This is a genomic window from Pseudoxanthomonas sp. F37, assembly GCF_022965755.1.
In the GTDB taxonomy this organism is placed as follows: domain Bacteria; phylum Pseudomonadota; class Gammaproteobacteria; order Xanthomonadales; family Xanthomonadaceae; genus Pseudoxanthomonas_A.
Window position 1 is genome coordinate 1,238,351 of the sequence record NZ_CP095187.1, and the last position, 25,324, is coordinate 1,263,674.

The window sequence follows — 25,324 nt, forward strand, 5'->3', positions numbered from 1 at the left end:
GGGTGAACAAGTGGAAAAGAGCAGCACGGCGCAGCGGCCGGCCCGCGCAGTTTACCATTTGCCCCCATGAACACGCCCCTTTCCTCCACCGGTTCCGCCTTTGCGGATCCCGTTTCCCTGGCCGCTTCCGTCCGCCTGCGCGTGGTGCTGGTGGGTACCCAGCATCCCGGCAACATCGGCGCGGCGGCCCGCGCGCTGAAGACGATGGGCCTGGCGCGCCTGGTGCTGGTGGCCCCCGAGGACTACCCGGCCGAGGAGGCCTACCGGCGCGCGGCCGGCGCCGACGACCTGCTGGGCGATGCGCCGGTGGTCGCCACCCTGGCCGAGGCGGTCGCCGACTGCCACCTGGTGCTGGGGTGCACGGCGCGCAGCCGCCGCGTGCAGTTGGAGGAGCACGCGCCCCGGCAGGCGGCAGCGCTGGCGATGGCCCGGGCGGCCGCGGGCGGCGAGGTGGCGCTGGTGTTCGGCCGCGAGCGCACCGGCCTGAGCAATGAGGAACTGCAGCTCTGCCATGCGGCCGTGCACATTCCGGCCAATCCCGAGTACAGCTCGTTGAACCTGGCCGCGGCGGTGCAGGTGCTGGCCTACGAGCTGAGGCTGGCGTTGCTGGGCGACACGGCCCCGGCCGGGACAGCACCGTCCCATCCCGACGACCGCCCTGCCAGCCATGCGCACATGGAAGGGTTCTTCAGCCAGTTGGGCGATACCCTGGACGCCATCGATTTCCACAAGGGGCGCACGCCGGACTCGGCGATGCGCAAGCTGCGGCGGCTGTTCGCCAAGGCCCACCTGAATGAGCAGGAGGTGCGCCTGTTGCGCGGCATCCTGGCCGATGCCCAGCGCATGGCCCGCCTGGCAGGCGGTGGCGGGAACGGATCACTGTCTTGAAGTCACGTTTTCCGATAGGCTGCCGCCATCGTTCTGGCGGGCGTCTATCGTTGCGTACAACCTGGTTCAGCCTGGCGCTGGCCGCGATCGGCGCAGCATTGCTCCCCAGCCTCGCCGCGCCGGCCCATGCCGCCGGCGACGAGCGCGTACTCGTCCTGGGACGCATCAGCGACGATCCCAAGGCCCATTACGAGCAGCTCAAGCCGTTGCTGGACTACGTGGTACCGCGCATGCGCGATGTCGGCATCACCGAGGGCCGCATCCTGATGGCGCGCGACGCGCAGCAGATGACCAGCTACCTGCGGCGCGGGCGCGTGGACTGGGTCACCGAAACCGCCGGCACCGGCATGCAGCTGCAGCAGCGCGCCGGCGCCCGTGCGCTGCTGCTCACCGAGCGCGGCGGGGTGAGCCGCTACCACGGCGTCTTCTTCGTGCGCCGCGACAGCGGTCTGGAGCGGTTGTCGGATCTGGAGGGAAGGACGGTCGCCTTCCAGAACACGGCGTCCACCAGCGCCTATTTCGCGCCGGCGACCGCGCTGCTCGATGCGGGCCAGCGCCTGGAAATCCTGCTTTCGCCCATGGACCGGCCCTCGGCGGACGCGGTGGGCTACGTGTTCGCGCGATCGGAGCTCAACATCGCCGCCTGGGTGCACAAGCGGCTGGTCGACGCCGGCGTGGTGAGCAACCTCGACTGGGACGATGTGCGTCGCATGCCGCCCGCGTTCCGGCGCGACTTCCGCGTCATCCATGAGACCCAGGATTTCCCGCGTGCGCTGGAGATGGTGCGGGGCGACCTGGACCCGAAGATCGAGGCGCGCCTGCGCGAAGTGCTGCTCGAGGCCGCCCAGGATCCGGCCGCCCGGGAGGCGTTGAGCGTGTTCTTCCGCACGACCCGCTTCCTGCCGGTGGATCCGGCGTCCCAGCGGGCCCTGGACGACCTCCGCGGTGGCGTGGCGCGCGTCCGGGAGCAACTGGAATGAGGGCCATGCGCTTCGGCCTGCAGGCGCGCTTCCTGGCGGCGATGGCGATCATGCTGGCGGTGGTGCTCGCCCTGCTGGGTACCCTGCTGCACCGGCAGAAGGTGATGCAGCGGGAAGTCGCCGACCTGGGGCGGGAAGCCATGCACAGCATGGTCGAAGACAGCCTGCGCCGGCACGGCGAGGCCACGGTGGACCAGTTGGGCGATGCCCTGGCCAATCCGCTGTACTACTTCGACCTGGACGCGATCGGCGGCATCGTGCGTTCCGCGCAGAAGGAGCCCGATGTCAGCTACGTGCTGGTCTACGACAACCAGGGCCGCATCATCCACGACGGCACGGCCGACATCGCCGTGTACGGCCAGACCATGACGGACCCGCTGGCCTACGAGGCGGTCAACGCGCGCGGCATGCATACGCAGTGGTCGGCGCAGATCGTGGATGTCTCCGAGCCCATCATGATCGGCAGCGAGCGCATCGGCGGCGTGCGCGTGGGCTATTCGGTGGCCTCGGTGCGTGCCTACGAGGAGAAGGCGATCGCCGCCGCACGCGCGCGGCTCAACGAACTGGGGGCGCGCCACCTGGGCTGGATCGCCCTGCTGCTGGCGGCGCTGGTGCTGGTCTGCGTGGCCATCATGGTGTACGCGCAGCGCACCCTGGTGCGGCCGATCCGGCAACTGGCGCGGGCCGCGCACGACATCGAGGTGGGCAACTACAACGGCGAGCGCATGGTGAGCGAGCGCCAGGACGAGGTGGGCGAACTGGTGCGTGCGTTCGGCACGATGAGCGACAGCATCGCCCGGCACGACCGCGACGTGCGGCGCATGGCCTATACCGATTCGCTGACCGGGCTGACCAACCGCCTGGCCTTCCGCGAGAGCCTGGACCACCGGCTGATGATGCTCCGTGGCGCGGGCCGGCAGCTGGCGCTGCTGTTCGCCGACATCGACGACTTCAAGCGCGTCAACGACACCCTGGGCCACGAGGCCGGCGACGAGGTGCTGCAGCAGTTCGCCCATCGCATCCGCGATGCGGTCGACCAGATGGGCGGCGACGATGCGTTGCTGGCGCGCTTCGGGGGCGACGAGTTCGTCATCCTGATCCAGGACGGCGACGTGCGCGGCAGCGCCACCCGGTTGGCCGAGAAGCTGGTGGCGGAACTGGGCCGTCCGATCGTGGTGCAGGACCGCCAGGTGTTCCTGGGCACCTCCATCGGCATCACCCTGTTCCCCGAGGATGCGTCCGGCGCCACCGCGCTGATGAAGAACGGCGACATCGCCATGTACCAGGCCAAGGTGGCGGGCAAGAACTGTTACCGCTTCTACAGCCGCGCGATGGACCAGGCGGTGGAGCGCCGCGTGCGCATGGAGCAGGAACTGCGCGGCGCCTGGGAGCGCGGCGAACTGAGCCTGATGTACCAGCCGGTGTTCCGCATGGCCGACAGCCGCATCGTCGGTGCCGAAGCGCTACTGCGCTGGCAGCATCCCGAACTGGGCATGGTGGCGCCTTCGGTGTTCATCGACGTGGCCGAGCAGAGCGGCCTGATCGAAAGCATCGGGCCGCGCGTGCTGCGCGCGGCCTGTACCGCCGCCGCGCGCTGGGGCGGGAACCGCGAAGCGATGGAACCGCTGTTCGTCTCGGTCAACGTGTCGCCGCGGCAGCTGCGCAGCGGCGACCTGCCCGACGTGGTGGCCGAGTGCCTGCGCGATACCGGCCTGCCGGCCTCGCGCCTGCACCTGGAACTCACCGAAACCGCCGTCATCAGCGACGAGGCGCATGCCAGCGCACTGCTGGCCACGTTGCACCGCACCGGCGTGAAGGTGTGGCTGGACGATTTCGGTACCGGCTTCTCCGGCCTCAGCCACCTGCGCCGCGTGCCCGTGGACGGCGTGAAGATCGACCGCAGCTTCATCGCCGACATGCTGCGCGACCCGGACGACCTGGCCCTGACCACCGCGATCATCGCCATGGCGCACTCGCTGGGGATCACGGTCGTGGCCGAGGGCGTGGAGAAGGAAGGCCAGTTCAACCTGTTGCGCGAGCGCGGCTGCGACCTGGCCCAGGGTTACTGGCTGGGGTATCCGGTCACCGCGACGGAATTCGCGCAACTGGTTGCTTGAAACATCCGGTGCCGGCGGTGGGAGCGACGCCAGTGGCGGGCTTTTGCCGGCCACCACAGGCAATCGCGACTTGCGTCGCTCCCACAGCCCCACTCCGATCCACATCGCCGCCCGGCGCGACGGCTCAGAACCAGCGCGCGAAAAGCTGCGTCAGCGATTCGACCAGGTTGCCGGACAGGAAGCCGAACACCACGATGGCGATGCCGCCGGCCACCCACGCCACCAGCAGCAGCGCGCCATCGCGCTCCAGCAACGCGAAGGCGAACAGCAGCAGCAGGAAGCCGAACACGTAGTTGGTGAACGGGATGGGCAGCGCCAGCAGCACGCCCAGCAGGACCAGCAGCAGGCCGGTGAAGCTCAGGGCGATGCGGTTGTCCAGGAAGGCAGTCATGCGTGGACGCACCAGCTTCTCCAGGCGGCGCAGCCAAGGGGCCATGCGCTGGCGGAACCGCATCATCGCGCTGCGATGCGGGCCGCGCCGGGCGAGGAACCCGGGCAGCCACAGCTTGCGCATTCCCAGCAGCAACTGCACGCCCACCAGGATCACCAGCGGCCCGCCGACCGCGCCGCCCACGCCCGGGACCGGGATGAAGGCCGGCAGCACCCCCAGGAACAGCAGCATGCCGAAGGCGGCGGGGCCGAAGTCCTTGAGCAGGTCGCCCAGCCGGAGCACGTCGTCGGGATCGCCGTTGGCGAAGCCATCGAGCAGCGCCACCGTCGTGGTGTGGTTGTCTTCCCGGGTCATGTCAGGCGACGAGGTCTTCGTCGTCGGCATCGGGCAGCCTGTGCAGCAGCAGCTTGTCGATGCGCGCGCCATCCAGGTCGACCACTTCGAAGCGCCAGCCCGCCCAGTCCAGGCGCTCGCCGACGTGCGGGATGCGGCCGAAGCGTTCGATCATCATGCCGGCCAGGGTGTTGTATTCGTCGTCGTCCGGCAGCGCCACGCCGCCCAGCAGTTCGCGCAGGTCGTCGTTGGGCAGCGAGCCGTCCACCAGCAGCGAGCCGTCGTCGCGCACCACCACCAGCGGCGCATCCTCGGTGTTCTCGGCCGCCTGCAGGCGGCCGACCACCGCGCCCATCAGGTCGCTCTGGGTCACCAGGCCCTGGATCTCGCCGTACTCGTCCACCACCAGCGCCAGCGACTGCTGCTCCTCGCGGAAGATCTCCAGCAGCTTCATCGCATGGGTGGACTCGGAGACGAACAGCGGCTCGCGCAGCTTGACGAACAGGTCCGGCTTCTCCACGCCGAAGCGGTCCAGCAGCGACTTCACCTCCAGCACGCCGATCACGTCCTGGTCGTCGCCGCGGTATACGGGGAAGCGCGAGAACGCCGACGCGTGCATGGTCTGCAGGTTGTCCTCGTAGGGCGCCGCGGCGTCCAGCCAGGTGATCTTCTTGCGCGGCGTCATCAGGCTGTCGGCGGTGCGGTCGCCCAGGCGCAGCACGCGGTTCATCATGTTGCGCTCGTCGGCGTCGATCACGCCGGCCTCGTGCCCTTCGGACACGAGCATGCGGATTTCCTCTTCGCTGATGGTGGTGACCTCGTCCTTGCCCAGGCCCAGCATGCGCAGGACCAGGCGGGTGCTGTGGGACAGCAGCCAGACGAAGGGGAATGCGGCTTTCGCCAGCCAGCCCATCGGCACCGCGACGACGCCCGCAATGGTCTCCGGCGCGGTAATGGCGAGGCGCTTGGGCACCAGTTCGCCGAAGATCAGCGTCATGAAGGTGATCAGGGCGACCGCCAGGGTCTTGCCGATCAGCTCCGACCAGGGCTGGGGTTCGCCCACCAGGGTGAAACTGGCGGCCAGCGAGGGAAACAGGCCCTGCAGCCGTTCGGCGATGGCCATGCCGATGGCTTCGCCACCGAACAGGCCCGTCAGCACGCCGATCAGCGTGATGCCGATCTGCACCGTGGACAGGAAGCTCTCGGGCTTCTCGGACAGGTCCAGCGCGCGCTGGGCGCGGTGGCTGGTCTGCGCCATCTGCTTCAGGCGGCTCTTGCGCGAGGTCATGACCGACATCTCGGACATGGCGAAGAAGCCGTTCAGCAGGACCAGGGCGAATACGACGATCAGCTCAAGCACGGGCGCCTCCGTTCAGGGCGGGGAGGGCCGGCAGGGCGGGCGGGGTCTGTCGCGGGGGACAGTGCGGGGAGGTAGGGTCGTCGTCCATAGGGTGCACCCGGAGGCGCGGGGCGAGTTTAGCAAACGGTCCGGTGGACAAGGCGCGAAGCTGAACAAGACGTTTGGCTAATCGGAGGCCTGCCCCGGCGGCCGGACTGTCCGCCCGAGTCATGAAACCGTCATAATTCCGCCCCTGAAGCCGTCCATCCCGTGACGGTGGGACCGCCCGATGTTCTCCCTCCAGACGATCTTCGGCTCCGGCCAGCAGTTCTACACGCTGTTGGACGAGGCCGCCCAAGCCGCCCACGACAGCGCCAAGGCCCTGCACACCATGATGAAGGCCACCGACCGCCAACCGGCGCTGGATGCCTTCAAGCTGGCGCGCCTGCGCGAACGCGCGGCCTCGGACAAGATCGGCAAGGCGCTGGTGGACAGCTTCATCACCCCGATCGAGCGCGAGGACATCGAGGCGCTGGGTTCGGCGCTGTACAAGATCCCCAAGCAGGTGGAGAAGTTCGCCGACCGCTACTCGCTGGCCATCCAGCACCTGGAGGGCATCGACTTCGCGCCGCGCGCGGCGATGCTGGAGCAGGCGGCGTCCGTGGTCGTGGAGATGGTCCACGAGATCAAGAAGATGAACATCGACCGCATGACCTCGCTCAACGAGAAGCTGCGCGCGATCGAGAACGAGGCCGACCGGCTGATGCTGGAGCTGTACCGCGACATCTATTCCGGCCGCCTGGACCACCTGCAGATGTTCCTGCTGAAGGAGTTCTTCGAGATCCTGGAAAAAGCCATCGACCGCTGCCGCGAGGCCGGCGTGGTGGCGTACCAGATCGTCCTCAAGAACAGCTGACGGACCTCCACCATGCTTACCCTCGTGCTGGTGGTGATCCTGGCCGCGCTGATCTTCGAGTTCATCAACGGTTTCCACGACACCGCCAACTCCATCGCCACGGTCGTGGCCACCAAGGTGCTGTCGCCGGGCCAGGCGGTGGTGCTGGCGGCCGGCATGAACCTGGTCGGCGCCCTGATGGGCACCGCCGTGGCCAAGACCATCGCCTCGGGCCTGGTCGATACCGATGTGGTGCAGGTGACCTCGCAGGTCATCCTGTGCGCCCTGCTGGGCGGCATCGCGTGGAACCTGATCACCTGGTGGAAGGGCCTGCCGTCGTCGTCCTCGCATGCGCTGATCGGCGGCCTGTGCGGCGCGGCGCTGGCCGCGGCCCACAACGACTGGGCGGCGCTGATCTGGTCCGAGGCCGTCGGCGACTGGACCAAGAACAAGGGCATCCTGTGGAAGGTGGTGCTGCCCATGATCACCTCGCCGATCGCGGGCTTCCTGCTGGGCATCCTGGTGATGGTGGCGCTGTGGGGGCTGATCGCGCTGCTCTCGCGCCTGGGCGGCTGGCTGGGCCGGCTGGCGCGCCCGCACTTCGTCAACCGGTTCTTCGGCAAGGCGCAGATCCTGTCGGCCGCCTACATGGGGTACGCCCACGGCCACAACGATGCGCAGAAGACCATGGGCATCATCGCGCTGACGCTGTTCGGCGCGGAGGCGAGCGGCGCGCTGGACGACCTGCCCGGCTGGCTGGCGTTCCTGCATCCGGGCGCGGCGGGCGAGCAGGACATCGCCATGTGGATCGTCATCACCTGCGCCATCGTGATGGCGCTGGGCACCGCGATGGGCGGCTGGAAGATCATCAAGACGCTGGGCCACAAGATGGTGAAGCTGCACCCCATCAACGGCTTCGCGGCGGAGACCAGTTCGGCCACCATCCTCACCGTGGCCGCGCACTTCGGCATGCCGGTGTCGACCACCCACAGCATTTCCACCGCCATCATGGGCGTGGGTTTCGCCAAGAATCCGCGTGCGCTGAAGTTCAGCGTGATCGAGCGCATCCTGTGGGCCTGGGTGCTGACCATCCCCGCCGCCGGCGGTATCGCTTACGGCCTGCTGCGTCTGCTGGAAGCCATTGGCTGGGCTTGAAAGCCGGGAATCGGGAATCGGGAATCGCAAGCGCTCCGCGCAACCGGTAGTGGAAACAAGAAAGGGCGCGTCGAAGACGCGCCCTTTCTTGGTTGCTCTTGCTCTTCGATTCCCTATTCCCGATTCCCTATTCCCGCCCTATAGCAGATCACCCTCGGCGGAGAGCGCGCGCTCCATGCTGTCGCCCAGGCCGCCGATCTCCAGCACCAGCCGGTCCACTTCCGCCGGGCTGAGGCTTTCGTAGGGACGGTTCTCGCACAGCTGCAGGTAGGGCACGCCGTCGAGTTCGCCGATGGCCAGGTAGCCCACGCTGCTCTGCCAGTTGAACTTCAGCGCACGCTTGGCGTCGATGCCGGTCATCGGTGCGATGACGGTACTCACGCGCAGGTAACCGCGCTCGTCGTCGTTGCCCAGTTCGGACAGGAAGATGGCCTGGTGCCGCTTGCCGTTGCCCAGCGACAGTTCCACGCAGGCGACGAACGGGTCGTGCATGGTGACCTTGTAGCCCGATGAATTCAGGTGGCCGCGGACCTGTTCGAAGTTGTGCATGGCATGCTCCCGTGTTGCCGATGCCGCTATGCTAATCCGGCATGAGCGCCAAGTCTCCCGAAGACCGCATCCTGGCCGCGATCCGCGCCATCCCGCGCGGGCAGGTGGCCGGCTACGGCGAAGTGGCCCACCGCGCCGGCCTGCCCGGTCGCGCCCGGCTGGCGGCGCGCATCCTCAGCCAGAACGAGGATCCCGGGCTGCCCTGGCACCGCGTATTGCGGTCGGATGGACGCATCGCGTTCCCGGAAGGCTCGCGGGCGTATCGCGAGCAGAGCCAGCGCCTGCGCGCGGAAGGCGTGAAGGTGGAGAACGGGCGGGTCAAGCGCCCGCACAGGACCGATACGCTGGACGAGGCGCTGTGGGGACCCGGCCGGTCTTAACGTCACCCACGTATCATGGTGGCAGATGCTCTGAGGACCGCCATGTTTCCCCGACTGCTTCCCGTCACCCGCGCGCTGCTGATCGCCAACGTCGCCGTCTACCTGCTGCAGCTGCTCTCGGGCAATGCCCTGATGGACTGGCTCGCGCTATGGCCGCTGGGGTACGGGTTCATGCCGTGGCAACTGCTGACGTACGGCTTCCTGCACGATACCGGCGGCATCGGGCATCTGGCGTTCAACATGCTGGCGCTCTACATGTTCGGCTCGCCGCTGGAGCAGACCTGGGGCGGAAAGCGCTTCCTGACGTTCTTCCTGGTCTGCATCGCCGGCGCCGGTCTGCTGCAGCTGGCGGTGGGCTGGTGGATGATGGCCGGCGGTGCGCCCCCGTACCCGACAGTCGGCGCCTCGGGTGGCGTGTTCGGCCTGTTGCTGGGCTACGGCATGCTGTTCCCCAACCAGCGCATGATCGTGTTTCCGCTGCCCATGGAAATCCGGGCGCGCACGCTGGTCATCTTCTACGCGGTGCTCGCCCTGGTGCTGGGCTTCACCGGCCTGCAGCCGGGCGTGGCGCATTTCGCGCACCTGGGCGGCATGGTGTTCGGCTGGCTGATGATCCGCTACTGGCGCGGGCAGCCGCCGTTCGGGCGTGGCCGACGCGGCCCGCCCCGCATGCGCATCGTGAAGTGACCGGCGGATGAAGAAAGGCGCGGAGTTCCGCGCCTTTCTGCTTTTCCCCGCCAGGGGTGGAACTCAGCGCCAGAGGCGTATCTGCTGGGCCTCGTTGGCCTGCATCGGCTGGCCGGCCTTGCAGGTGAAGGCCTGCGCGAAGGACGGTTGCTGCGTCAGCGGGCCGTTGGCGCGCCACTGGCCCGGGGCATGCACGTCGACGGCCGCACGTTGCGCGGCTTCGGTTTCCGACAGGTTCTGCGCCCACAGCGTGGCCCAGGCCTTGTAGAACGACTGCTTCGCGGCGGCATTGGCCTGCGGCTCGGCGGTGGCGAAGGCATCCCACGCCAGTTCCACGCCGGCCAGGTCGGCCAGGTTCTCGTCGCGCGTCAGCGCGCCGTTGACCTTGACGTTCTTCAGCACCGGGAAGGCGTAGCCGTTGTACTGCGCGACCACTTTGTCGCCCAGCGCATTCCACGCCGCGACATCGGCGGGAGTCCACCAGTCGCGCAACTGGCCCTTGGCGTCCACCATGCGGCCCTTCACGTCGAAGCCGCGGCTCAGCTCATGGCCGACCAGGGCGCCGAAGGCGCCGTACTGCACGGCCGCCGGCTGGCCCGCATCGAAGATCTCTTCCTGCAGCACGGCGGCGGTGACGATCAGGCGGTTCTGCGCCAGGTCGTAGGCCAGCGCGGGCTGCTGCGGCAGCACGTCCCAGCGACGGTCGGCGTTGCCCTTGCCGATGCGCTTCATCTCCTCGCGATGGCGCCAGGTGGAGGCGATCAGCATGTTGCCGCCGAAACTGCCGCGACCCATCGGCTGCACGCTGTAGTCCAGGTCGCGGCGGGGCGTGCCGACTTCGATCTTCAGCTTGTCCAGCTTGGCCTTGGCTTCGCCCTTGGCGGCATCGCTGAGCCAGGGGCTGCGCTCGATGCCGCGGCCCAGGGCGTCGCGCACCTGGCCGGCGATCTGCTCGGCACGGCGCTTGTGGTCGCCCGGCACGTAACGCGCGGCGTACTCCTTGCCCAGCATCGGCCCGGCGGCCAGGTTGATGGCGTCCAGCACCTGGCGCCAGCGCGGCGCCGGCGAGGCTTCGCCTCGCAGCACGCGACCGCGGAACTCGAACTCGGCGTCGCGGAAGGGTTTGGCCAGGTACGGCGCCATGGCATCGCCCACGCGCCAGCGCAGATAGGCCTTCCACTGGTCGGGTTTCAGGCTGCCCACCAGGCCGTCCAGGCGCTTGAACAAGGCCGGGTCGGCCAGGGACACGGTGTCGTCGCTGACGCCCTGCGCCTTCAGGAACGCATCCAGTTGCAGGTTGCGGTACTGCTTGCCCAGGTCCTTGGTCGGCACCGGCGCATAGTTCGCGAACGGGCTGCGCAGTTCGACGACGGGCTTGGAGACCTGCGCCAGCTTGGTTTCCAGGTCGATCACCAGCGCCGATTCGGCGTCCAGCCGGTTGGCCGGGGTGCCGGTCAGCGCCAGTACCTGCTTGACGTAGCCGCGGTAACGGCCGAGCAGTTCGCGGGTGTCGGCATCGGTGCGGGTGTAGTAGGCCGGGTCGGGCAGGCCCAGGCCACCCTGCATGAAGTAGCCGATGTGGCGGTCCAGCGCCTGCAGGTCCACGTCGGGGCTGAAGTTGAAGGCCACCGGGATGCCCACCTGGTGCAGCGCGGCGATGGCCGGCGCGACGTCCTTGGGCTTCTTGATGGCGTTGATGCGGTCCAGCAGCGGCGCGATCGGCCTGGAGCCGTCGGCCTCGACGGCGGCTTCGTCCAGGCCGCTGGCCCAGAAGTCGCCCAGCAGCTTCTGTACGTTGCCCTGCGGCGTCTTCATCGCGGCGTCGAGCAGCGCGCGCTGCTGCTCCAGGGTGCGTTCGCGGAAGGCGCCCAGCACGCTGACGGAACCGGCATCGGCAGGCACGCTGTTCTTCTTCAGCCAGTCCGCATTGGTCGCGGTGTAGAAGTCGGTGCACTCCGCGCTGACGGCGGGGGCACGCGCCGCGCGCTTCTTGCGCTGCGCTTCGGCATCCGGGGCACCCAGGGCGATGACAAGGGCGAAGGCGATCAGGGTGGGGCGGCCGAGAGCGGTGCGCGGGAGGGACATCAGGCGGTTTCCGTGATTCAGGGGTCGGGCGATTCTAGCAAGGGCGCCGTACCGGGCCCGTCGCGCCGCGGCGCAAATCCCGCTGCATTTGGCGTCGCCAATCCGCCCTGTGTCACAGACTGGACCGCCGGGCCTGCATCGGCCCGGCCGGAAAGGAAAAGGCCCGGACATGCCGGGCCTTTTCGGGTCACACCAAGGATGCGCTTACCAGATCACGACCTGCTGGTCGCCCGTGCGCACCATCGCGTCGCCCGGCTTGCAGGAGAACGCCGCGGCGAACGTCGGCAGGTTGGACGGCGCACCGATGGCGCGGAACTGCGCCGGGGCGTGTTCGTCGGTGGCGATGCGGTTCTTCAGCTCTTCCGGGGTGAAGTTGCGGCGCCACACCGTGGCCCAGTTGAGGAAGAAGCGCTGGTCGCGGGTCAGCCCGTCGGTCATCGGGTCCGGCGTGCCCTCGGTGGCCTTCTTCATCGCGTCGTAGGCCGTGGCCAGGCCGCCCAGGTCGGCGATGTTCTCGCCCAGGGTGTGGTTGCCGTTGATCTTCTGGCCGTCGGCCGTGCGGTAGCCGTCGAACTGCGCCACCAGCTTGCCGGTCAGCGCCTTGAAGCCCTTGGAATCGGCATCGCTCCACCAGTTCTCGAACTTGCCGGTCGGCCCGAAGCGGCTGCCCTGGTCGTCGTAGCCGTGGGTCATCTCGTGGCCGATCACCGCGCCGATGCCACCGTAGTTCATCTCATCCGTGGCGTTGGGGTCGAAGAACGGCGGTTGCAGGATGGCGGCCGGGAACACGATCTCGTTCTGCAGCGGGTTGTAGTACGCATTGACCATCTGCGGCGGCATGCCCCATTCGGTCCTGTCCACGGGCTTGCCGATCTTGCCCAGGTTCCACTTGTAGTTGAATTCCATCGCGGCCAGCACATTGCCGATGTAGCTGTCGCGGTCGGTGGACAGGCCGGACCAGTCGCGCCACTTGTCCGGGTAGCCGATCTTGGTGGTGAAGGCGGCCTGCTTCTCCATCGCCTTGGCCTTGGTCTGGTCGCTCATCCAGGCCAGGTTCTGGATGCGCGCCTTCAGCGCCGTGCCCAGGTTCGCCACCAGGGCTTCCATCTTGGCCTTGGCCTCCGGCGAGAAGGCGACCTTCACGTACATCTGGCCCAAGGCCTCGCCGCTCTGGTTCTCGATGGTGGACAGCACGCGCTTCCAGCGCGGTTCGATTTCCTTCTGGCCGCGCAGCGTCTTGGCGTAGAAATTGAAGTTCTCGTTGGCGAAGGCGTCGCTCAGGTAGGGCGAGGCGCCGTCGATGGTGTGGAAGCGCAGATAGGCGCGCCACGCCGCCGGGTCGGTGTCGCCCAGCATCCTGCTGACTTCCTGATGGAAGGCGGGCACGGCCAGCGAGAACTTCTCCTGCGGCGCCACGCCCTGCGATTCGAAGAACCGGGTCCAGGAGAAGTTGGGGGTCAGCTTGTCGGCATCGGCCAGCGTCACCGGGTTGTAGTACAGCGACACGTCGCGCGACATTTCCTCGTTCGACTTGGACACCTTCGCCAGGCGCGTCTCGAACGCCATGATGTCGGTGGCCTGCTTCTGCGCATCGGCCGCGGCTACGCCCGACAGTTCCAGCACCTTGGCGATGTGCTTCACGTACTCGTCGCGGATGTTCTTCTTGTCGGCGTCGAAGTAGAAGTTCTTGTCCGGCAGGCCCAGGCCGCCCTGGAAGGCGTACGCCATGTTGGTGTCGGGCTTGTTGAAGTCGGCTTCGGCACCGAAGCCGAACAGGAACGCCTGGCCCTTGGCGGCGGACTGGTTGAGGTAGGCGACGATGGCGTCCTTGTCCTGCAGGCCGTCGATCGCCTTCAGCATGGGCGCGATCGGTTCGATGCCCTGCGCGTTGGCCTTGGCCTCGTCCATGCCGGTGGCCCACAGGTCGCCGACGATCTTCTCCACGCCGGTCGCGCCGGGGTGCGCGGCGGCCTGTTCGGCCAACTGCTTCTGCACGGCGGTGGAGCGCTCGTCCAGCATCTCGAAGGCGCCCCAGCTGGTGCGGTCGCTGGGAATGGCGTTGGCGGCCAGCCATTTGCCGTTGGCGTAGCCGGCGAAGTCCGCGCACGCGTTCTTGCTGGTGTCCAGGTCGCCGATCTGGAAGCGGTTCACGCCCGGCAGGCTGCTCTCGTCGAGCTTGAGCTGCAGCGCGTCCGGCGCCTTGGCAGCCGTGTCGGCGGCCGGGGCAGCGTCTTCCTTCTTGGCGCAGGCGGCCAGCGCGGCGGCCACCGCGAGCGAGAGCATCAGGATCTGGGGTTTGCGGGCAATCACGGTCTACTCCGGCCCCGGGCAGGGGCAATGGAAAAAAGGAACCCCCGGGCGGGGGCGTGCGGCGACTCTACGCCTGTCGGGGGGAGGTCAGGTGTGTCGAAGGTCATGGTGGGTGGCGCATGGCAACCGGGGACCCCGGGCCGGGTCCCTCGCCGCGCACGCACCGTTTTCCTCAGCCGCGGCCCATGGCGCCATACTGGCGGAAACGGAAGAACGGGAGTTGCCATGCAGGTCCATTTCCACGGCGCGGCGGGCGAGGTCACCGGGTCCATGCACCTGGTCGAGGCCGCCGGCAGGCGCATCCTGCTGGACTGCGGCCTGATCCAGGGCAGCCGCGAATCCGAGGCGCGCAACGAACACCCCTTTCCCTTCGACCCCGCCACGCTGGACGCCGTGGTGTTGAGCCATGCCCACATCGACCACGTGGGCCGGGTGCCCCTGCTGGTCAAGCGCGGGTATCGCGGCCCCATCTACACCCAGGGCGCCAGCGCCGAGCTGCTGCCCATCATGCTGCTGGATACGGCCTCGCTGTCCGAATCCGAGGCCGAGCGCGCCAACCGTTACCGCCGGCGGGGCGAACCGAAGGCGCAGCCGCTGTTTTCCGCCGAGGATGTGCATGCGACGCTGCGGCAGGTGCAGCCGCTGGCGTACGACCAGCGCACGACGATCCTGCCCGGCGTGGACATCGCACTGCGCGATGCCGGCCATATCCTCGGTTCGGCCATCGTGGAACTGTGGGCGGACGGGCGCAAGCTGGTGTTTTCCGGCGACCTGGGGCCGAAGGGCACGCCCATCCTGCGCGATCCGGCCGTGGTGAAGCAGGCCGACCTGTTGCTGATGGAATCCACCTACGGCGACCGCAACCATCGCGACCGCCCGGACACCATCCGCGAGCTGGGCGAGATCTTCGAGCATGCCTGGCGCGACCGGGGCAACGTGCTGATTCCCGCGTTCGCGGTGGGGCGCACCCAGGAACTGCTGTACTGGTTCGCCCGGCACTGGGAAACGTGGAAGCTGGCGCGCTGGCGGGTGTTCCTGGACAGCCCGATGGCGGCCAAGGTGGTGGCCGTCTATGGACGGCACCATGGCCTGTTCGACGAGGACGCGCGCCGGGTCTGGGCGCAGTCGCCCAATCCGTTCCGCCTGCCCAACCTGCACGTGGCCGAGACGACCCAGCAGTCGATGGCGATCAACCAGATCGAGAACGGCGCCATCATCATCGCCGGCTCGGGCATGGCCAACGGCGGGCGCATCCAGCATCACCTGCGTTACAACCTGGGACGCCGCAATGCGCACGTCGTGTTCGTCGGCTACCAGGCCGAGGGCACGCTGGGGAGGCGGCTGGTGGATGGCGCGCAGTGGGTCCGCATCCACGGCCGCGACTACCGCGTCAATGCGCAGCGGCACACGGTGGGTGGGCTTTCGGCCCATACCGACCAGCAGGGATTGCTGGCGTGGTACGGCCAGTTCCAGCCCGCTCCCCCGCTGGTCCTGGTGCATGGCGAGGACAAGGCACGCGAAGCGCTCGCGGGCGAGATCGGCGAACGTTACGGCGTGCCGGTGGAACTGGCGCGGCCGGGGATGGCGCTGGACGTCTGAGCCGCTGCGCGCGCAGGGCTCACGCGCGCGTGGCGGAGGTCCCGATGGGTGACGGTTCGCCGGTGTGGCTGACGCTGCGGTTGCGTCCGGCCTGCTTGGCCCGGTACAGCGCGGCGTCGGCGCGGTCGAACACGTCCTCCGGGCCCGCATCGTCGCCGGTCATGTGCGTGTGGATGCCGATGCTGGCGGTGAAGGGCGGTGCGCTGCCCGCGTTCGTGCCGTGCGGTTTGCGGCCCAGGTTGGCCAGATCCACATGGATGGTGGTCGCGATGGTCGCTGCGGCCTGGGCCGAGGTTTCCGGCAGCAGCACCGCGAATTCGTCGCCCCCCAGCCGTGCGACGAGATCGCGCGGCCGCCGCGCGCGGCTGCGCAGGATGCGGCTGAGCGCCTTCAGCGCGGCATCGCCCGCGGCATGGCCCTGGCTGTCGTTCAACTGCTTGAAGTGGTCGATGTCCATCACCAGCAGCGACAGCGGCTGTCCGCTGCGGCGCGCCATGCGCAGCTCCTGGTCCAGGGCCTGGTCGAAGCGCGTCCGGTTGGCCAACCCGGTGAGCGCGTCCGATTGCGCCTGCTTGTGGGTCCGCCGCAGCAGGCGGTAGATCCACAGCGAGGCGCCCAAGGCGAGTACCAGCAGTGCGGGGACGGGCGAAAACCACACATGCCCGAAACGCAGCAGCACGACCGACAACAGCAGGGTGCCGGCCATGGTCACCACGGTGGGCAGCCAGATGCGGCGGAATGCCGGCAGCAGCGACAGCAGCAGCGGCAAGCCGGCCACCGCCGCTGCCAGCGTCGCCTGCCATCCTTCCGCCATCGGCGTGATCGCGGCGTCCTTCAGCAGCATGTTCAGCAGGTTGGCCTGGTACTCGGCGCCACTCATGCTTGCCGTGGGCGGTTGCCCCGGTGCGCGCGCCAGGGGTCCCATGCCCGTGGCGTTGACGCCCACGACCACCCAGTTGCCACGCAGCAACGAGGTGGGGATGCGCTGGTTCAGCACATCGGTGTAGGACACATGGCGGAACGCATTGGGCGGCGAGGTGAACGGGACCAGCACTTCATGGTCGCGCACCCAGTCGAACGGCGAGGCGGCGGGCAGTTCGGTCCTCACCCGCCGCCGGCCCGGGAGCTCGGTGGCCGTGCCGGGCGGCTGCTCCAGTTGCAGCAGCGCCAGCGCCAGCGCGGGCCAGTGCGGCGAGCCCAGACCGGCACGCAGGTAGACGCTGCGGGCGACGCCGTCGTCGTCCAGCACCATTTCGGCATGTCCCAGCGATGCGGCCGACGCGGCGAACTCGGGGATCGGCATCAGTTCCACGCTGGGGCCGTTGAGCTGGACCGATTCGGCCAGCACCGGCAGCACGACGCGTCCGCTACGGCCTATCGCGCGGGCGAGCAGGGCGTCGCCTTCCGGATCGAACAGCGCCGGTTCCGACAGGAGGATGTTGAAGGCGATGCCCTTGGCCTCGGCCACCCTCAGCCGGTCGACCAGCTGCGCATGCGTGCGTCGCGACCAGGGCCAGCGGCCCAGCTCGGCGAGGCTTTTCTGGTCGATGTCCACCACCACGATGCGCGGATCGGGCTCCGGTGCCGCGCCGAGCACCAGCCTGTCGTACACCCAGGCGTCGAAGGGTGCGGTCACGCCCGACAGCGTCACCAGGATGGCCAGCGCAGCCGCGCCCACCGCCGTCAGCAGGCGGGACTTCCACTTGGGCGAGGGCGCGGCGGTGCTCACAGGGACAAGAGTATGAGCAATGCCCCCGCTCCGGCGCCAATGCGGCACCAGCGGCAGGGCACGTCGATCTGCTGCGGTGCCGGCACCGGCCCTTCGAAGCCGTCCACGTCGATGGTCTGCGCGCGCAGGTACCAGGTGCCGCCGCGCAGCCGGGGCAGCGTGGCCTCGGCCCGGTCGACGAGCATGTCGACCTCGGTCTTGCGGAAGTCCGGCGTGCGCGACATCTGGAACCGGTAGCGCTGTCCGGGCTGGCCCGCCTGCCAGCGGAACGTCACCTCGCGGGTGTCGGTGGGGGCCGCCGTGTCGATGGCGTTCACCTCGGCCAGCGGCCGCACGGTGAACGCCAGAGGGTCCCCGAACGGCCCGGCCTTGCCGCTGGCATCGATGCTGCGGATGCGCCAGGCATAGTCGCCCGGCGGCAGCGGATCGGGCAGGCCGATGGAGGCGGTGTCCTGCACGCGTGCGCGCGCCACGGGCCGTGCGAAGCCCGCCGCACCCGCGATTTCGTAGTCGTAGGCCACGGCGCCGGGTGCTCGGGTCCAGCGCAACACCACGTCCGGCGTGCGCACCACGCTGCCGGCGGCCGGTGCGATGGAGTAGGGCGGCGCTGGCTGGTCGTCGACCTGCAGCGCGGTCACGGTATCGCGGCCCTCCAGGCCGTCCTTGCCGATCGCCCGCACGCGGATGGCGTAGTGGCCCGCGTCCAGTACCGGCAACTGGACGCGGGGCGCCTCGACCTCCATGTCGACGCGCACGCTGTCGAAGCGGCGGTGCTCGCCGACCTGCACGCGGTAGCCGTGCGCGCCCGGGACCTGCGGCCACGCCAGTTCCGGGCGGGGGCTCTGCGTGAGCGGCGCGATGCGCGACAGGTCCGGTGCCGGCAGCAGCGCGACCGCGGCGATGGCCGCCTGACCCGGCACAACGACCGCGCCAAAGCCGTGCCGCAGCAGGGCTCCGCGCTGGTTACGCGCGTTCACCGCCACGCGGCCCTCAAGGACTTCCGTATGCGTGCGGCCCTCGCGTGCTTCCACGCGAAATTGCGTGCCGCGCACCGCGGAGGACGCGCTGGGCGTATCGACGACGAAGTTGGCCGCGGGGCCGCGCAGGCGGCGCACTTCGTTGCCGATCCGGCCGCGCTGCAGCCGCAGGCGGGTGTCGGCCATGCCGGACCGGCCGAAGCGGGTCAGTCGGTCCAGCAGCAGCTCGCTGTCGCCGAGCAGGAGCAGGCGCGAGCCATCGGCGAACTCCAGGCTCAGCGAGGCGTCCGGCGAGGTCTTCAGCACGGCACCGCTGCCCAGCGACATGCCGGCGGTCACCGGCGCATCCCGTCCGGCGGCGGAACGGGACGTGGCATTGCCGCGGACGGCCACCACCCTGGCGCGGGCCGGCTGGCGATCCAGCCACGCGAGCGGGATCTGCAGCGTGGAACCCGGTGCCAACTGGTAGGGGTTGGCGATACGGTTGTGGTCCTGCAGGCGCTGCCACGGAATCGAAGGCTTCAGGTGTGCGCCCGCCACATCCCACAGGGTATCGCCGGGACGGACCCGGTAGGCCCACTCCTGTGCCTGCACTGACGCCGCGGCGGCCAAGAGGAACAGCAAGCCCCATCGCCACCCCGCCTTTCCCTTGATCGAAGGCATCCGTACTCCCCCTGCCGCTCCGGCGGAAATGTAAAGCCGGTCACAATTATAGAAGGGGGTGGCGGCAGAACCGGCCGGTTTTCCTCGGTTATCACGTCACATTAGCTTCGGTTAAGAAGCCCTGGGGCTGGAACTCACGGCACGCCGTTCCAGAGTGCGGCGATCCGCCGTGCAAGCCGGTACGGCTCGGGCGCGTCGCGGTTGCTCAGCACGATGACGGTCAGGTGCTGTGCCGGAAAGCGCAGCAGCACGTTGCGGAAGCCGATGCTCTCGCCCGAATGCCATTGCATCCGTCCCTGCAGCCGCCAGCCGTATCCGTAATGCGCCACGTCGGTTTCGGGGGTGGCCGTCGCCGCCTGCGTCGCCAGCGCACGCGACTGCGCGGAGAGCAGGCGGTCGTCGTACCAGGCGGCGTCCCACTTCGCCAGGTCGGTGATCGACGAGTAGATGCCGCCATCGCCCAGCACGGCGCTGGTCGTGCTCTGGTCGGTGCGATCCCATCGGTCGCCGACCAGGCTGTAGCCGAACGCCCTGTCCGGCACCGGCGGGCCCTCGTCCTCGCGCGCCAGCGTCGCCGTCATGCCCAGCGGGGAGAAGATCCGTGTCCGCAGGAAGCTGGAAAACCGCTGCCCGGACGCGCGCTCCACCACCAGCGCTAGCAGCGCATAACCGCTGTTGCTGTAACGGTAGTCGCTGCCGGCAGGAAAATAGAGGCGGTCCTCGCGTTCGAGCAGGTGCAGGACATCGGCATCGCGTACCTGGCGCGCCTGGTCCGGCGGCAGCAGGTCCTCATAGTCGACCAGTCCGGAGGTATGGCTGAGCAGGTGATGCAGGGTGATGCCCTTGGCCGCCACCGGCAGCGAAGGCAGCCAGCGACGCACGGGATCGTCGAGCGTCAGCGCGCCGTCCTGGACCAGCAGCAGCACGCTGGCGGCCGTGAACTGCTTGCTGACCGACGCCAGCCGGTAATTGGTCGCCGGCGAGCTGGCCACGCCGGCCTCCAGGTCGGCCAGCCCATAGCTGCGCTGGAACACCGGCTCGCCCGCCAGGAGCACCAGCACCGAGGCCCCCGGGACCTGGCCGGTGTAGTCGCGCATCCAGGCATCGATCGTTTCTGCGCGCGTGGCGGCGTGTGCGCCGGTCGACATCATCGCCATCCCCAGTAGCCAGGTCGCTTTCATCGTGTTCCCCCGTTTCGCGCGCCGTGTCCGGTCCCGGTCAGTCGAGGGCGGCTTCCGCGCGCAGTTGCCGCTCGCGTTCGCGTCCCAGATAGTGGCGGATGCCGTGGCGCATCAGGTACAGCAGCGGAATCAGCGCGATGGCCGCCAGCATCTTGTAGGCGTAGTTGACGGTGCTGACCGCCAGGAACAGCGACGTGGGCCACTTCTGCGGCCCCAGCACGAAGGCGACGTAGATCACCACGAAGCTGTCCACCAGCTGCGAGATCGCGGTCGAGCCGGTGGCCCGCAGCCACACCCAGCGCTCGCCGGTGGCCGTGCGGATGCGGTGGAACACCGACACGTCGATCAGCTGTCCCACCAGGAACGCCAGCACCGAGCCGGCGATGGTCCACATGCCCTGGCCGAAGATCGCGGCGAAGGCCTTCTGGTAGTCGGGCACGCCCTGTGCCTGTGCCGCCTGCACCCACCAGCCGGCCGGCGCCAGGGCGATGGCCGCGAAGGCGAACAGGAAGCCGTACACGATCAATGCGACGGCCAGCCACGAGATGAGGCGAACGCCGCGCCTGCCGAAGAATTCGTTGATGGTGTCGGTCAGGATGAACACGAACGGCCACAGCAGCGTGCCCGCGGTGAAGCTGAGCGAGCCGGTCTGGCCGAACAGGTTCCATTCCAGCGGCGCGATGCCCAGCGTGTCCTCCAGCGCGAAGATCTTCACGCCGATGAACTCGGCCAGCACCGCGTTGGCGCAGAACACGGCCGCCAGCACGATGAACAGGCGCACCGCGCGATCGTCCAGCGTGCGCGCCGCGTGCATGACTCAGCGGTCCCCGGCGCGGGTGAAGGGCATGGCGTCCGGTGCCACCGCGCCGCCGGAGATGATGAAGCTCATGGCCTGGTCCACCGTCCAGTCGGTGGGGGTGAGCAGTTCCACGGGCACGATCTCCAGGTAACCCGACGTCGGGTTGGGCGTGGTGGGCACGTAGACAGCGGCCAGTTCGCGCCCGCTGCCCTCCTCGCGGATCACCCGCGTCACCAGGCCGACGGATTTCATGTCCCGGTGCGGGAAGTCGATCAGCACCACGCGCTGCGTGCTGCCGGGCTTGGTCTCCAGCATGTCCAGCAGCTTGCGCGCGCTGGTGTAGATGACGTTGGCCAGTGGCACGCGGGCGATCAGCGCCTCGAACCAGCGCAGCAGGCGCTGGCCCACCACGCGCCGGGTCAGTGCGCCGACGGCGAGGATCACGAACAGCGTGGCGACCATGGCGATGGTGTTCTGCACCCACAGGCCGTTGAACCAGCCCAGCGACTGCGGGAAGGTCGCCGCGATGCGGTGCGACAGCGGCTCCACCCAGGGCTTGCTGATGTCCGACAGCAGGACGAAGACGAACTTGATGACCACCCAGGTCAGCCAGATCGGCAGCAGGGTCAGCAGGCCGGTGATGAAGAGCTTCTGCACCGAGGCGCGGTGCGGCGGGTGGTCGGGGGGCATGGGGCTATTGTAGGGCGCGGCGGAATGGACGCTATAGTCTCTGCAGGATGAGACAGGGGGTCGAGGGATGGCGACGGCATGGCGGTGGTTCGGTGGATTCGTTCTCGGGTCGGTAGCCCTGGTCGTGCTGCTGTATGTCGCGAGTCGCGCGATGCCGATTCCGGAGCGCGAGGCGGAGGCGCTGGCGCGGATCGAGGTGATACCCACCCTCGAAGGGAGGAACGGGTTCGCCGCCCTGTGGGCCGTCGCGCACGATGTCGATGTCGCGCACGCGGAGGGGCTGCTCGCCGAGGAGGCCCATCGTCTGGCGGCTTTGCCGGCGTGGGACGCCGAAGGCGGGTCGCCACCGTATGTCAGCGTACTCGAGCGGTTTCCGGTGTTGCCGTCGGCTCCGGAAGGGGCGCCTGCGTTCTGCGGCCTGCACGAGCCGGGCTGCCTGGCCAGGGTCCGCGGCGACCCCGCCGGATATGCCGCATTGGCACAGATGCAGCGGAGCGCGGCCGAGCGGATCGCTGCGTTGGACGCGTACGATCATTTCCGCAATACCTTGCCCCCGCGTCCGGACATCGCCCTTCCGCCCTATACGCGGCTCACCCACGATCTGACCCTGCAGGCACAGCGGTTTTCCAGCGGCCAGGTCGATGCCGCGCTGGAAGGCGTCTGCCGCGACGCCTCCCTGGCCCGCAAGCTGGTGGCCAGTGGAGACAGCCTGATCGCGTCGATGATCGGAGCGGCGTTGCAGAAGGGGAGTGCCTCGCTGTTCGTCGAAATGTTGTCCGAGTTGCCACCAGACCATCCCCTGCCTGCGAACTGCCGGCAGGCCTTCGCGGTGGATGGCGCGCAGACGGCCGCCATCTGCCCCACCATGCGGGCGGAGGGCAGATGGGCGACGGCGGCGTATCGTGCCGCCGCGCGGGCATCGGTCGAGTCCCCCTGGGCGACGCTGTTTCTGGACGTGGAAAAATCAGCCGCCCGGGGCGCAGGCACGTTCGACTGGTTCTGCGGAGAGGCCGCCGCCGCGGCGATCGGGGCCGACATGCCGCTTCGGCAGCCGGCCCCGCCTTCCGGCATGGCGTTCTCCTGCATCGCCAACGCGGCGGGGTGCACGCTGGTCGGCATGCAGGCGCCGGCCTATGCCGACTATGCTCTGCGGCTGCAGGACGCGGCGATGCGGCAGAAGGCAGTGGGGACGTGGTTGTGGTTGCGCGCGAACGCGGCGGAAGACGCGCGGCCCCTGGCGGAACGCGTGCGCGCGCGTCCTGACGCATTCAGGAGCGCTGCGCGCGACATCCGCATCGAAGGCAAGACACTCCAAGTACCCATGTACGAGAAGCGTCCGGGCGAGGACCAGACCTGGCGCCTGCCCGTGCCGGCATGGATGTCGGGGACGGGTCGGTAGGGCTCAGCCGGCCCTGGTCCGCGCCTCGGGCTTCAGTCGCACGTAGATCTGCTTGCGCACGCGGGCGACGACCTCGTTCTGCGCGTTGAAGACATCGGCCGGCATCCAGCGCAGGTACTTCCGGCCGTCGGCGGCTTCGGCGCGGATCTCGTCCAGCACATGCGGGTCCAGGCGGAACTCGGCGTGCAGCGTGCCCTTGCCCGGCTTCACGAACTCGATCTCGGCCGCCTTGTCCCACACGTAGTAGTCGCGGCCGAGGCGTTCCTTGGCCAGGATCATCCAGAACGGATCGGTCATGGCGAACAGGCTGCCGCCGAAATGGGTACCGACGTAGTTGCGGTTCCATGGGCGCATGCGCAGTTCGACGCGGGCGAAGCTCCAGTCCGGGGCCAGTTCGGTGACGTGGATGCCGCTGAGCAGGAACGGCGGCCAGACGTTGAAGATGTGCCGCAGGGTAGTGGGCTTCATGGAAACTGCGTGTGGGGATGGTGCGGGTGGGGCGAGGTTCGGGATCAGAACAACAGGGAGGACATCTTCCTGCGGTACTGGCCGACGAGGGCCTCGTCCTCGATCACCCGGAACGCGTCGATCAGGCTCTTGCGCGCCAGTCCGTCCTCGTACGCCCGATCGCGCTTGAGCATATCGAGGAAGTGTTCGAGCGCCTGTTCCGAATCGCCCGCCACCAGCGCATGCACGCCCAGCAGGTGCAATGCGCGCAAGTCGTCGGGGTTGGCCTGCACGGCGGCGCGCAGGGCCTCGGGCGATGGCGCGTCCTTCAACGCCGCCGCGAACCCCAGCCGCGCGCGCGCCTTCACCGCGCGATCATCGGTGGCGAGATTGGCGGGCAGGGCGTCGAGCAGGCGTTCGGCTTCGGCCGCGTCGCCCGTCTTGAGCAGCGCCAGCACCAGGTCCAGCTTCAGTTCGTCCTTGTCCGGCTCGGCGCCGATGGCTTCGCGCAGGGCGGCCACCTGGGCCTGCGGGTCGAGCGGCGCGGCCTCGACCGGGGCCTCGGGCGCCGCGGCCGGCTGGATGCCGTGCGACGCCAGGAACTCGCGCAACTGCCCTTCCGGCAACGCGCCGGGGAAGCCGTCGACCAGCTGCCCGTCCTTCACCAGGAAGACGGTGGGCACGGAGCGGATCTGGAACGCCGCGGCGATCTGCTGCTCCTTGTCCACGTCGACCTTGGCCAGCACGAACGCGCCGTTGTACTCGCCGGCCAGCTTCTCGAGAATCGGCCCCAGCGTCTTGCACGGCCCGCACCACGTGGCCCAGAAGTCGACCAGAACAGGGACCTCCAGCGACTTGCGCAGGACCTCGGCTTCGAAGGTCTCGGTGGTGGCGTCGAATACGTGGGGCAGCTCGCTCATCGGGCAGGTTCGTGGCTCAAGGGGTCGTGCCGACATGGTGGCGTAGCCGACAGGATACAAGGTGAGGTAGCGGAAAATTAACATCCGCGCCGTGCGATGCAGGCCGTGCGTCGGGCGCGGACGGACCCGGGCTGGCCTTTCGGCACGGGTGCCGGCGGTACCGGCGTTGCTACTGTGGCCGCATCATCAATCGGACCGGAGGCTGTGATGGGCGTGCGTCGTTTCGTGCTGGGCTTGGTGCTGGCGGGGGCCGTGGTCGGCCAGGCGCTGGCGAAGGACGAGATCCAGGCGTCGGCCGAGGTGAATCCGCCACCGGCGGAGGCGCTGGCCGCGTTCGATCGCTATGAACTCAGGCCCGCCACGCTGTCCGACGAGTACGCCGGGCACAAGGCCAACCAGCAGGCGCTGGCGTCGTTCCAGCGCAATCTGGACGAACGCATCGGCGCCTGGGTGGGCGAACGCAATGCGGCGCCAGCCACGCACTCCCCCGTGCGCACCCTCGTCGTCGAACCGCGCATCGAGAAGATCCGCTTCATCAGCGGCGGTGCGCGCTTCTGGGCGGGCGCCTTCGCGGGCAGTTCGCGCATCCTGGTGAAGATGAAGCTGACCGACCAGGCCACGGGACAGGTGATCGCCGAGCCCGAGTTCTACCAGCATGCGAAGGGCATGGCCGGGGCATGGACGTTCGGTGCCGCCGACAACAGCATGCTCGTGCGCAGCGCCTCGCTGGCGCTGGACTACCTGAAGGACAACCACGCCACGGCGCAGGGCGGCCGGACCGGCTGGGAAAAGGAATGACGCGCCGACGTTA

At 68.8% G+C, this 25,324-nt stretch carries 22 protein-coding genes; 10 read left to right on the forward strand and 12 right to left on the reverse strand.

Annotated features, from left to right (window positions below; translation table 11 throughout):
* Positions 1-66 precede the first annotated feature (66 nt).
* The 3 genes from MUU77_RS05720 to MUU77_RS05730 all read left to right on the forward strand — a co-directional run bounded on the left by MUU77_RS05720 (position 67) and on the right by MUU77_RS05730 (position 3,985).
* Positions 67-888 (forward strand): RNA methyltransferase, encoded by an 822-nt coding sequence (locus MUU77_RS05720; protein WP_245092565.1) that lies wholly within the window; start codon positions 67-69, stop codon positions 886-888.
* A gap of 86 nt (positions 889-974) precedes the next feature.
* Entirely contained in the window at positions 975-1,868 is an 894-nt protein-coding gene (locus MUU77_RS05725) for a phosphate/phosphite/phosphonate ABC transporter substrate-binding protein (protein ID WP_245094262.1), read from the forward strand.
* Positions 1,865-3,985 carry a GGDEF domain-containing protein gene (locus MUU77_RS05730; protein ID WP_245092567.1) on the forward strand — a complete coding sequence of 707 codons (2,121 nt, stop codon included), beginning with the start codon at positions 1,865-1,867 and terminating at the stop codon, positions 3,983-3,985. Before MUU77_RS05725 ends, MUU77_RS05730 begins: the two co-directional genes overlap by 4 nt.
* Positions 3,986-4,109: 124 nt before the next feature.
* Here the strand turns inward: MUU77_RS05730 and MUU77_RS05735 are convergent, their stop codons facing one another.
* Both MUU77_RS05735 and MUU77_RS05740 read right to left on the reverse strand, forming a co-directional pair.
* The gene (locus tag MUU77_RS05735; RefSeq protein WP_245092569.1) at positions 4,110-4,760 is read right to left on the reverse strand and encodes an exopolysaccharide biosynthesis protein; all 651 of its coding nucleotides are present in this window, start codon (positions 4,758-4,760) and stop codon (positions 4,110-4,112) included.
* On the reverse strand, positions 4,732-6,069 hold the full coding sequence (locus MUU77_RS05740; protein ID WP_245092571.1) for a hemolysin family protein: 1,338 nt from the start codon (positions 6,067-6,069) through the stop codon (positions 4,732-4,734). Before MUU77_RS05740 ends, MUU77_RS05735 begins: the two co-directional genes overlap by 29 nt.
* Positions 6,070-6,337: 268 nt before the next feature.
* Here MUU77_RS05740 and MUU77_RS05745 point away from each other — a divergent pair, with 268 nt between their 5' ends.
* Positions 6,338-6,964 (forward strand): DUF47 family protein, encoded by a 627-nt coding sequence (locus MUU77_RS05745; protein ID WP_162110231.1) that lies wholly within the window; start codon positions 6,338-6,340, stop codon positions 6,962-6,964.
* Positions 6,965-6,976: 12 nt separating this feature from the next.
* Positions 6,977-8,098: an inorganic phosphate transporter gene (locus MUU77_RS05750; protein ID WP_245092573.1), complete on the forward strand. Its 1,122-nt coding sequence runs from the start codon at positions 6,977-6,979 to the stop codon at positions 8,096-8,098.
* Between the two features lie 138 nt (positions 8,099-8,236).
* Here the strand turns inward: MUU77_RS05750 and MUU77_RS05755 are convergent, their stop codons facing one another.
* Positions 8,237-8,647: a hypothetical protein gene (locus MUU77_RS05755; protein ID WP_162110233.1), complete on the reverse strand. Its 411-nt coding sequence runs from the start codon at positions 8,645-8,647 to the stop codon at positions 8,237-8,239.
* A gap of 41 nt (positions 8,648-8,688) precedes the next feature.
* Between MUU77_RS05755 and MUU77_RS05760 the strand changes: the two genes are divergently transcribed.
* Positions 8,689-9,027: an MGMT family protein gene (locus MUU77_RS05760; RefSeq protein WP_245092575.1), complete on the forward strand. Its 339-nt coding sequence runs from the start codon at positions 8,689-8,691 to the stop codon at positions 9,025-9,027.
* Between the two features lie 42 nt (positions 9,028-9,069).
* A complete protein-coding gene (locus MUU77_RS05765) occupies positions 9,070-9,714 on the forward strand; it encodes a rhomboid family intramembrane serine protease (protein ID WP_245092577.1) in 645 nt (214 codons plus the stop codon).
* Positions 9,715-9,777: 63 nt separating this feature from the next.
* Here the strand turns inward: MUU77_RS05765 and MUU77_RS05770 are convergent, their stop codons facing one another.
* Entirely contained in the window at positions 9,778-11,799 is a 2,022-nt protein-coding gene (locus MUU77_RS05770; RefSeq protein WP_245092579.1) for a M13 family metallopeptidase, read from the reverse strand.
* A 204-nt stretch (positions 11,800-12,003) separates the two neighbouring features.
* Positions 12,004-14,082: a M13-type metalloendopeptidase gene (locus MUU77_RS05775; protein WP_245094265.1), complete on the reverse strand. Its 2,079-nt coding sequence runs from the start codon at positions 14,080-14,082 to the stop codon at positions 12,004-12,006.
* Between the two features lie 252 nt (positions 14,083-14,334).
* Between MUU77_RS05775 and MUU77_RS05780 the strand changes: the two genes are divergently transcribed.
* Entirely contained in the window at positions 14,335-15,708 is a 1,374-nt protein-coding gene (locus tag MUU77_RS05780; RefSeq protein ID WP_245092581.1) for an MBL fold metallo-hydrolase, read from the forward strand.
* A gap of 19 nt (positions 15,709-15,727) precedes the next feature.
* Here the strand turns inward: MUU77_RS05780 and MUU77_RS05785 are convergent, their stop codons facing one another.
* From MUU77_RS05785 to MUU77_RS05805, 5 genes are all read right to left on the reverse strand, one after another.
* Positions 15,728-17,437: a CHASE2 domain-containing protein gene (locus tag MUU77_RS05785; RefSeq protein ID WP_245092583.1), complete on the reverse strand. Its 1,710-nt coding sequence runs from the start codon at positions 17,435-17,437 to the stop codon at positions 15,728-15,730.
* Complete coding sequence (locus MUU77_RS05790; protein WP_245092585.1) at positions 17,434-19,038, reverse strand: FecR domain-containing protein; 1,605 nt, start codon at positions 19,036-19,038, stop codon at positions 17,434-17,436. The genes MUU77_RS05785 and MUU77_RS05790 overlap by 4 nt, the downstream gene beginning before the upstream one ends.
* Before the next feature lie 173 nt (positions 19,039-19,211).
* A complete protein-coding gene (locus tag MUU77_RS05795; protein ID WP_245094268.1) occupies positions 19,212-20,234 on the reverse strand; it encodes a serine hydrolase domain-containing protein in 1,023 nt (340 codons plus the stop codon).
* 61 nt (positions 20,235-20,295) lie between these two features.
* Positions 20,296-21,072, reverse strand: coding sequence for a queuosine precursor transporter (locus tag MUU77_RS05800; protein WP_245092587.1), 777 nt, complete (start codon positions 21,070-21,072; stop codon positions 20,296-20,298).
* Positions 21,073-21,075: 3 nt separating this feature from the next.
* Positions 21,076-21,747, reverse strand: coding sequence for a DUF502 domain-containing protein (locus MUU77_RS05805; RefSeq protein WP_245092589.1), 672 nt, complete (start codon positions 21,745-21,747; stop codon positions 21,076-21,078).
* Between the two features lie 67 nt (positions 21,748-21,814).
* Between MUU77_RS05805 and MUU77_RS05810 the strand changes: the two genes are divergently transcribed.
* Positions 21,815-23,146 carry a hypothetical protein gene (locus MUU77_RS05810; RefSeq protein ID WP_245092591.1) on the forward strand — a complete coding sequence of 444 codons (1,332 nt, stop codon included), beginning with the start codon at positions 21,815-21,817 and terminating at the stop codon, positions 23,144-23,146.
* Between the two features lie 3 nt (positions 23,147-23,149).
* On the opposite strand, the gene MUU77_RS05815 is transcribed toward MUU77_RS05810, so the two are convergent.
* Both MUU77_RS05815 and trxA read right to left on the reverse strand, forming a co-directional pair.
* Positions 23,150-23,614: a DUF4442 domain-containing protein gene (locus MUU77_RS05815; protein WP_245092593.1), complete on the reverse strand. Its 465-nt coding sequence runs from the start codon at positions 23,612-23,614 to the stop codon at positions 23,150-23,152.
* A gap of 44 nt (positions 23,615-23,658) precedes the next feature.
* Positions 23,659-24,513 carry a thioredoxin gene (trxA, locus tag MUU77_RS05820; protein ID WP_245092596.1) on the reverse strand — a complete coding sequence of 285 codons (855 nt, stop codon included), beginning with the start codon at positions 24,511-24,513 and terminating at the stop codon, positions 23,659-23,661.
* Positions 24,514-24,720: 207 nt separating this feature from the next.
* Between trxA and MUU77_RS05825 the strand changes: the two genes are divergently transcribed.
* A complete protein-coding gene (locus MUU77_RS05825; RefSeq protein WP_245092598.1) occupies positions 24,721-25,311 on the forward strand; it encodes a hypothetical protein in 591 nt (196 codons plus the stop codon).
* Positions 25,312-25,324: the final 13 nt, after the last annotated feature.